This is a genomic window from Patiriisocius hiemis (assembly GCF_031846325.1).
Taxonomy (GTDB): Bacteria; Bacteroidota; Bacteroidia; order Flavobacteriales; family Flavobacteriaceae; genus Patiriisocius_A; species Patiriisocius_A hiemis.
In genome coordinates, this window is sequence record NZ_JAVRHZ010000001.1 from 888,975 (window position 1) to 897,897 (window position 8,923).

Consider the following 8,923-nt stretch of genomic DNA (forward strand, 5'->3'; position numbering starts at 1 on the left):
TTTAAATAAAAAAATGAAAACATTAAACCTTCTTTCACTCGTATTCCTACTTTTTATTTGGGGGTGTAATAATACAAAACAAAATAAGAGCATCCCTGAAAGTGAATCCATAACTACCGTTGAAAAACCAAACCCTAATCAAGTAGTTAAAAGCAATACAAATGAAAAAAATGCTACTCAAAAAAAACTATTAGAAACCAAACCGTTAAGTGATGAAGAACTACAAAACTGGTTTCCGAAAACCATTCAAAATCTAAACCAAAAATCGAGTCAGAAAGGCACCCTCAAAGGTATTGAAGCCAATGGAGCTAGTGCATTTTATGAAGGAAGCAACAATAAAACATTTACCCTCTCGATTACCGATTGTGCAGGAAAAAGTGCAGTAAAAATCTATAAAAAATATGCACGATATAAAAAACCAAAAGATAATCATGAAGACGATACAAGTATTACACACCATTTCAACAAAGATGGAAGAAGCGGAAAGTCTGTATTCGTAAAACCACTTAACCAATTCGCAATTGATTTCTTATACAAAGACCGACTGGCTATTACTGTAAGCACGCAAAATTTAGAGCAAGAAAACGTCTATAGAATTTTAGATTCATTCCCTTTTCAAGGGTTATTAGAATAAACTAAAAATTAAAAACCATGAAAAAAAGATACTTAATACCAATGTTGCTTTGTGTACTGTTTGCAATACCAAAGGCAGAAGCGCAAATCTTTAAAAAAATCAAAGAGAAAATAAATCAAGTAACTGGCGGTGAACAAACTGAAGACACAAATAACCAAGGTACTATAGATACTACAGTTACCAATACGCCAACTGCCGAAGAGCGCCAAGCCACCGAAATCAAAATAGGTGATTTCTTTGGTGGCGGACTCGAAGGTGTCCCAGACACCTATAAATTCTCTTATAGGTTAACCTATGCGTTAACTAGCGGTAAAGATTCCAATGCACTACAATATCTCCTAGAACCAGACACGGCTTATTTTGGAAATAAAATGGACAATCCAGATGCCAACCAAATTGTTGTGTATGATCTAAAAAAGAATATGATGGTCACCTATATGGATAACAATGGGCAGAAAATGGCTATAAAAATGAGAATGCCAAACCTTAAGAAGACAGAAAAAAAGTTTGGTAAAAAAATTATTCCTGAAAATAATGAAAATGTAGACATCATACCTATCCAAGGAAAAACAATTTTAGGGTACCAATGCCAAGGTTATCAGGTAACCTCTGATGAGGGAGTTGCCAAGTTCTGGGTGACTAATGATGCCCCAGTTAGTTTGAATGGCATCTATGCAAATTTCAGTTCATTACCAAAAAAGACAAAAGATCAAGAACTACCGCTTGATGAAAATTCTTTAGTACTCGAAATTACATATGAAAGCCGTAAAAAGAAAAAAGAAAACATGCACATGGTTTGTACAGAACTCAAAGAACAATTGGTAGTGCTTCATAAAAAAGATTACAACTCTGGAATGTAAAACCTAGTATACTATGAACTATATAAAACTAAATCTTGCGCTCTTTTTTAGCCTAACTATTCTATTAAATAGCGGTTGTGGCGAAAAGAAGAATTCAAGAGTAAAAGAGTCTGAAAAAGAACCATACATCACAGAGGAAATTTTAGAGGAAGTCTTAGATGAAATACAAGCTAAGCAAAACCCAATAACAGAAAAACTTAAAAAACTTACACCTTTAAGCAGTACTGATATGGATGCATGGATGCCAGATAAGTTGGGCAACTTACATCGTGTTAACTATAAAACCAATGCAATGCCAGCGTCATTCACCTTTGTAACAATAGCAAGGTTTAAAAGTTTGAATACTAGTGAACAATTAGATATCACTCTTATGGATGGAGCAGGTCCTATGGGAAGTATGGCCATTGCCCCTTTTCTAGATTTAGAACGCATTACTCGTGCAACTTCAACAGACGAGGGGTTTCAAAAAACAATTACTAAGAACGGGACAGTTTACATTCAAAAATATAACGAGCAAGACGACACTTATTTTTTACAGTTTACAAATAAGGATCGATTTATTGTTAAAATCGAAACGCAAAATATAACTGAAAAATCGCTTTGGGAATATGCAAGTCAATTTCATTTTAACGCACTTCCAAAAATCTAAAATTTAATGATATGAAAACAATATACATACTTATTACGGCCTTATTTCTATCTACAACTTCTTCCTACGCTCAACTTGAAGGATTACTTGGTGATATCATGGAAGAAGTTCAAGAAAAAGTAGGAGATGCACAACAAGATGCCGCCGAAACAGCTTCCATGAAAGAATTTAAAAATGAACTTAAAGAAATTCTTGCAGGTATAAATGGACTCGATAAATATTCTTCAGAGTTAAAATGTATTTATTTGATTCTAAAATTAGCTTCACTTGATCAAGGTTTAGAAGCTAAAATTCAGAATGCAGGAAATTGTAAAAAAAAATATGATTTATATGGTATGCAACTTATGGTAAAGGCTTCCTACACGGGTATTGGATATTGCTTTGACTCCCTAACTGAACTGTTAGATGAATCGAATAGTTCAGAATTACTCGAATTAATACGTGATTATATAGAATTAAAAAACCTAGCTATTGATTGCATCGAAGAATATGGTCCAAATCTTGACTCTTGTAAAATTCCTAAAGGGACTTCTAAATTAGAAAGAGACTTTATAATGACTGTAGGTTCCGCTATAACTACATACGATACCTTTTCGGATGGTATAGATGATGAAAGTTGGGATAATGGCGATAGAATATCATATATACTTAAACTCCTTTCATATTTAGTTGAAGAATACAACCCCGTTTCGGCATTAGCAAAATCGATTGAAATTGGTGCTAACATGAGTGCCCTCCCTTGCAAATAGCTCTGGTCATCGTTAAATATAAAAGTTTAATATCCACTTCAATAAATATATTAATTCATAAAAAAATTAATCTAAACCAAACCCTATGAAATTACCTTATTTTTTAACGATACTGTTCTTATTTCTCTTTTTTGGGTGCAACACAAAGACCAAAAAAGAGAAAGAAACAATCAAAGAAGTCACCGAGATGGTTAAAGAAAAACCTAAGACTAAAGATTTTAGAGAACGTTTAGAAGCAACTTCCCCAGCTTCAGAAAAGCAGCTTCAAAGTATACTACCAACTACTCTAGGAGGTCTAAAACGAATAGAATTTACAAAAAGCCGCATTTCACAAAATGATATCGCCTCGGCTGGTGCAATTTATACCGATGGAACTAACAAGAAAATAGAAGTCTCTATTGTTGATGGCGCTAGTAAAGATGGGTTACTTGCAATCAATACCCATTATATGGCACAAACGTTAGAACTTAATTCTGTTAAATCTTCAGGGCATGAGAAAACGTACGAAAAAAATGGCTTGAAAGTATTGGAAACGTATGTAAAGAAGGATGAATTCTATCGGGTTTCATTTTTGTATGATATGCGCTTTGGTGTAACGCTCGAAACCCACAAAGTGCCTCGGGAAGCATTAGAACAAATTATTGAGCAACTAAACTTAAACAAATTAAAGAACTTATAAATCTTTGCAAATGAACTATTATAGATACACCTTTTAAAGTAACTTATTAATACAATTGAACATTTCAAAAAAAGATTTGGTTATAGGCATTCCAGCATGTCAGTCCAGAATTTGTAACTGGTAGTTCTAGAATGAAAGCTGGTACTGCTCAAAAGTTAGTGTTAAATATGCTATCCACAACCGCTATGATTCAATTAGGAAAGGCAAAAGGGAACAAAATGGTGGAAATGCAACTTAGCAATAACAAATTGGTTGACCGCGGTACTCGAATGGTGATGGAAGCGTTGGGTATAAAAGAAGATGAAGCTGAATTTCTACTTAAAAAAGACGGAAGCGTAAGAAATGTTATTAATAGCTATAAAAATGACTAAACATACTAATACTAAATTGTTATTAAAAGGAATAAAAATGCTGGCCATATCAATACCATTGATAGTAGCCAGCACTTATTTTTTTAAATAAAGTTATTTTCTGATAATTTTCTTTGTTACAACAGCTCCAGAGTCATCTGTCAAGTTCAAGAAATAAATACCACTCCTATAATTTCTTAAATCAATTACAAATTGATTGTTACTTATATCTTTCTCTTGTATTACTTGCCCAACAATATTGGTAATTACTAGTTGACTTAAAGGAGTATTTGCTTGTATAGTAAGCAGTCCTTGAGTTGGATTGGGGAATACTAGTATGGAATTTTGATTAAACTCTTCAACCCCTAAAGTGACAGTTACTGTTACTGCAAAAGGCTCACTTAAACAAGAGTCAATAATATTTACTGCATAATATGTTTCACCATTAACTAGAGGCGTTGTGTTTGGTAATGGACTTTCGTTATTCATTGCATCTGTTTCAGTAGCAAACCAAGTCACATTAGATGGGCTAACAACAATATCTTCAAGGGTCGCTCCTCCTTGAAACTCTTGAGTTGCATCACCAGTAGGAGTAGTAGGAGCAACACATGTTATTATTTTACTAAAATACTGTGCACTTTCTGTAGAATTAACAACAGTTGTACTACCATTAGACGGGTCTAGAATTTGTATTCCAAAATTACTCCCAGCAGATACCAATATATTTCCATCATCTAATTGAGCAACCCCTCGTAAGGAACCTATCATAAAACTATCTAAAATAGAACCATCTGCTATAGAAAATTCATATAGTCCTGCAGTATTAGAGCCATTATTACTAAATACAGCTGAGTAAACAGAGTTATTGGTAGTATTAACTTCAATTTGTTGAATAAAAGTGACAACACCAGGGCCAACAATATTTCCTAATATATTTCCGCTATAGTCTCTACGTTCTATTTTTGTGTTTGGCCCAATATAAGATATATAAACCTCATTATTACCAATGTCAATAATATCAAAAGAAGAGTCTCCGCCAGTATCATAAAATCCAAGGTTTACTCCATCAAAATCGAAACGTATTATAGCATCTCCTGGTGCTCCATTATTAGAGCCAGCGTTAGTTACCCATACTTCATCATCAACAACAGCCATACCTTTAATATTGTCAAGGTCAGTATTTATAGTACTTAAAAAAGTCCCATCTAAATCAAATCTATCAATTCTGTCTTCTAATTGGTCCGATATCCATAGTTCATCATCAACTTGTAAAAGATCTTTTGGAGTCGCTGGATTTAAGGGTGTTAAATCGATGAATTGATTATCTAATACCGATCCGTCTGCAGGATCAAGTAATACTACAAATGGTTCTTGTATTACAGCTATTACTTCCTGTTCTTGAGAGAAGCTAGTTGATGTAGTAAATAGTAAGGCAAAGAATGCACAAAATAGAAGAGTAATTTTTTTCATAATTAAGAATTTATAAAGGTTAGACCTCAGTAATATAGTAAAATTTATGTTTACATATTATTATAAATCCTTATTATAAAACTAGTTGGACTTATATAGTTACTATAATAAATTCTTTGGCTACTTAAAACCTATACTTGTTTTAGGATTTTGAAAACTTAAAGATGTCGAGTTCTTTATTATTAGATAAAACTACGAAATGTGGCTTTCCTCCTATATTAATTGTTTTTATATCTCTTGCATCACTCGCAATAAACGGCTTATAATCTTTACTTACAGTAAAATTACCACTACCATCATTTATGAGTACATATCCCCAATTCCCATCATATCTTATGGTTTCTACTTCCGCATCATATAGTCCTCCTACTCCTATTATATCTAAGTACCCATCATTATTTACATCAAAAGTTTCAAAAGACATGGTTGGTCCTAGCTGAGTTAAAATTGGTAATGAATGTGCTTCATAAGTTCCACTATTATTGCTTTTAAAATAAGTACTTGAAAAATTTGTAACCTTTAGCTTAAAAGCATCTTCCATTTGTGATTTCCCATAAACATCTTCAATTCCAAGGTTAGCAAATTGTTTATAGGTATCTATTTTATCTAACAAATATGGGTTTTGTTGAGAACTACACTCCTTCCCTCTTACAGGTACCTCTGTACCATTATTAATCTTACTTAATGCTACATCAAAACTCCCGTTATTATCAAAATCTTTAGCGTAAATAAAGATCGGTTTATCTTTTTTAGGGTGAAATTTGTTGTTTTCTCCAATATTACCTGCAATTATATCTATTGAACCGTCATTATTAAAGTCTCCAGCAATATGAGAGAACCACCAACCACTATTGTTACTAAGGGTATTATCATCTTTTATTTGAAACTCATTTTTATTATTCTCCAAAACTTTAGGTGAATTCCACTCCCCTACAACTAGCAAATCTAAGTCATTATCATTATCAATATCTATAAACTCTGAGCTTGTTATTAGACCAAGATTGGATAGAATTTCATTCTCATCGTTATATTTAATAAACTGTTTATTTTCGTTAATTAAAATATAAGAAGGTGAGGCTAAAGGGTATTTTGATGGAATTGATGAACCTCCAATAAATAAATCTTTATCTCCATCATTATCAAAATCTCCAGCAGTTACGGAACCATTAGAACTTTTTATTACAGGAAGAATATTTTTTGATTTTTTGAAGTTCCCTGAGCCATCATTTATATAAAGTCGATCCTCTAATAAGCTACTTCCCTCATTAAACTCATAACCAATACTAGCAACATATAAATCTAAATCCTCATCATTATCAAAATCAAAAAAGACGGCCTCAGAATCTTCATAGATAGACTCTACTTTCCAAAGGTTTTTATTTACAGATGTAAAAGAACCGTCTGCATTTTGAATATAAGTAGCAGCTTCTGAACCTGCAGCATTACCAATAAAAATATCATCAATATTATCACCATTTATATCACCTATCTCAATAGATGAACCTTTAGTAGATTGTTTTTGTGGTAAAAGTAACTGATTTAAATAGTCATCAAAGTCACTCTCTTTATGCATATAGTTAAAACCTAAACTAGATGGGTCTATAGAAACTTTAAAATTCTGATTACTATTAGCTGTAGTTGCCATTTTTTTAGACTCATCAAAAGCAAGGGTTACCGTTTGGTTACTTTCAATATTCTCAATAGTAGAATAAGTTTCGTTTGGCCATTCTACAACTATTTTTTTAATTTGATCTTCATCACCTAGTCCAAAATGAAGAACATTAGTTACAGAGGACTCATAACCCCTAGATGTAAACAACCTTCTAGTTTGTGTTATCGAATCTGTAAAAACAGTTACTTTACTTCCAATAGAAAGTTTATTCTTCATTGGCCCTTCAAGTTTAACTGAAATATAATTTTTGTTAGAGTTATTTCTATATAAACTTAAAAAATCATCATGATTATTTACAACCAAATCTAAATCTCCATCGTTATCAAAATCTGAATAAGCAGCACCGTTAGAAAAATTTGGGTCATCTAAGCCCCATTCGTCTTGCATTTTTGTGAAAGTAATATCACCATTATTCTTAAAAATATAATTTGAAAGTTTTTCTGAAGGTAACATTGCATTTACCTCTTCAAGGGTTAAAGATTCATTATTTTGATTTTTAATTTTTAAAGCATTTCTGAAGTCTTGATTAGTATAATCCTTAATAATTCCATTTGTTACAAAAATGTCTTTGAGTCCATCATTATCAAAATCTGCTATTAAAGGAGTCCAGCTCCAATCCGTTTTCATTAAACCACTTAATTGACCAGTTTCTTGAAAGACACCATTTCCAGAATTAATTTGTAACATATTTGCCATGTAAGCATGGTGGTAACCAACTTTAACCATAGACCTAAAACCTTCAATACTCATAGAAGCCATATTTTCTTTACTTCTAGCATAACTCTCTGCAAGCATATCAACAGTAAATAAATCTGGATTAAGATCATTATTAATATCTTCAAAATCTGAGCCCATACTATTAAATGAAATGTGCTTGAAAACTTCTAAAGCTTTATTCTCAAAAGTGCCATCTTTTTTATTCATGTAGAGAAAGTCTGGCTCTAAAAAATCATTTGCCACATAAATATCATCCCATCCATCATCATTAAAATCTCCAATTGAAGCGCTTAAGCCCCAAGCTTTGTTATATAAACCTGCTTCACCAGTAACTTTAACAAAACTATTACCATCATTTCTATATAACTGGTCACTAGTTACTTCTTCCTTAGCTCTTTGAATTTGACTATTAATCTTAGAATTATTTTTAAAATCATATCTATAATTTACTACATACAAATCCAAGTCTCCATCTTTATCATAGTCTATACTATAGGCTTGAGTGGTATATCCAGGATCATCTATACCCCATTTTTTCCCTGATTCGGTAAAAGTATTATCTTTATTATTTACAAAAAGTAAGTTTCTTCTACCAGCATCATTTCCTAACGACCCAGCTTTACAAACATAAATATCCAAATAACCATCATTATTTACATCTAACATGGCAACTCCAGTAGAAAAGCCGGCTGCGTCATTTGTTTTTGAAATATTAGTAATATCCTCAAACTCTAAATTACCTTTATTAAGGTATAGCTTGTTATCCTCAAAGTTTGAGACCACATAAATATCATCAAGACCATCATTGTTAATATCACCTACAGCGACACCGGCTCCAGTATATATATATGGATAGTTTAAAAAATTAAAATTTAAATCTTGTTTCAAAACATTTTTAAAAGAAAGATTTGATTGAGACTTATCAATTTTGGTAAATAAAGGACCTATATTTTTATTCGAACTAGAATTTTTAGAAGAATTATTTTCATTGCAAGATAAAAATGAAAAATATAGTAAAATAAACAAAAGTCTTACTGGAAAAGAGCTCATAATAAAAGGCTTACAAATTTTAAATGGAAAGATATTAATTTTCTAATACTAAACAATAAATGAAACTAATAAAATATTTAAAAATATGTTGCA

The 8,923-nt window shown here is 31.9% G+C and carries 7 protein-coding genes and 1 pseudogene; 6 read left to right on the forward strand and 2 right to left on the reverse strand.

Annotated elements, in window-relative coordinates; genetic code table 11:
* The first annotated feature begins 13 nt into the window (after positions 1-13).
* The 6 genes and pseudogenes from RM538_RS04210 to RM538_RS04235 form a co-directional block, all read left to right on the forward strand.
* Entirely contained in the window at positions 14-634 is a 621-nt protein-coding gene (locus tag RM538_RS04210) for a hypothetical protein (protein WP_311332143.1), read from the forward strand.
* Positions 635-651: 17 nt separating this feature from the next.
* Positions 652-1,494: a DUF4412 domain-containing protein gene (locus RM538_RS04215; RefSeq protein WP_311332144.1), complete on the forward strand. Its 843-nt coding sequence runs from the start codon at positions 652-654 to the stop codon at positions 1,492-1,494.
* 13 nt (positions 1,495-1,507) lie between these two features.
* Complete coding sequence (locus tag RM538_RS04220) at positions 1,508-2,143, forward strand: hypothetical protein (RefSeq protein WP_311332145.1); 636 nt, start codon at positions 1,508-1,510, stop codon at positions 2,141-2,143.
* 11 nt (positions 2,144-2,154) lie between these two features.
* Positions 2,155-2,892 carry a hypothetical protein gene (locus RM538_RS04225; protein ID WP_311332146.1) on the forward strand — a complete coding sequence of 246 codons (738 nt, stop codon included), beginning with the start codon at positions 2,155-2,157 and terminating at the stop codon, positions 2,890-2,892.
* Between the two features lie 85 nt (positions 2,893-2,977).
* Positions 2,978-3,571, forward strand: a complete 594-nt coding sequence (locus RM538_RS04230; protein WP_311332147.1) for a hypothetical protein — start codon at positions 2,978-2,980, stop codon at positions 3,569-3,571.
* A 98-nt stretch (positions 3,572-3,669) separates the two neighbouring features.
* Positions 3,670-3,942: pseudogene (locus RM538_RS04235) on the forward strand (N-acetylmuramic acid 6-phosphate etherase); the annotation flags it as partial.
* A 93-nt stretch (positions 3,943-4,035) separates the two neighbouring features.
* Here the strand turns inward: RM538_RS04235 and RM538_RS04240 are convergent.
* Positions 4,036-5,391 carry a T9SS type A sorting domain-containing protein gene (locus RM538_RS04240; RefSeq protein WP_311332148.1) on the reverse strand — a complete coding sequence of 452 codons (1,356 nt, stop codon included), beginning with the start codon at positions 5,389-5,391 and terminating at the stop codon, positions 4,036-4,038.
* Positions 5,392-5,533: 142 nt separating this feature from the next.
* Complete coding sequence (locus tag RM538_RS04245) at positions 5,534-8,668, reverse strand: VCBS repeat-containing protein (protein ID WP_311332149.1); 3,135 nt, start codon at positions 8,666-8,668, stop codon at positions 5,534-5,536.
* Positions 8,669-8,923: the final 255 nt, after the last annotated feature.

Bases quoted from the DNA above. Each gene is read 5' to 3' on its own strand.
- RM538_RS04230 (WP_311332147.1), top strand. From the start codon at position 2,978: ATGAAATTACCTTATTTTTTAACGATACTGTTCTTATTTCTCTTTTTT.
- RM538_RS04240 (WP_311332148.1), bottom strand. From the start codon at position 5,391: ATGAAAAAAATTACTCTTCTATTTTGTGCATTCTTTGCCTTACTATTT.
- RM538_RS04220 (WP_311332145.1), top strand. From the start codon at position 1,508: ATGAACTATATAAAACTAAATCTTGCGCTCTTTTTTAGCCTAACTATT.
- RM538_RS04210 (WP_311332143.1), top strand. From the start codon at position 14: ATGAAAACATTAAACCTTCTTTCACTCGTATTCCTACTTTTTATTTGG.
- RM538_RS04225 (WP_311332146.1), top strand. From the start codon at position 2,155: ATGAAAACAATATACATACTTATTACGGCCTTATTTCTATCTACAACT.
- RM538_RS04215 (WP_311332144.1), top strand. From the start codon at position 652: ATGAAAAAAAGATACTTAATACCAATGTTGCTTTGTGTACTGTTTGCA.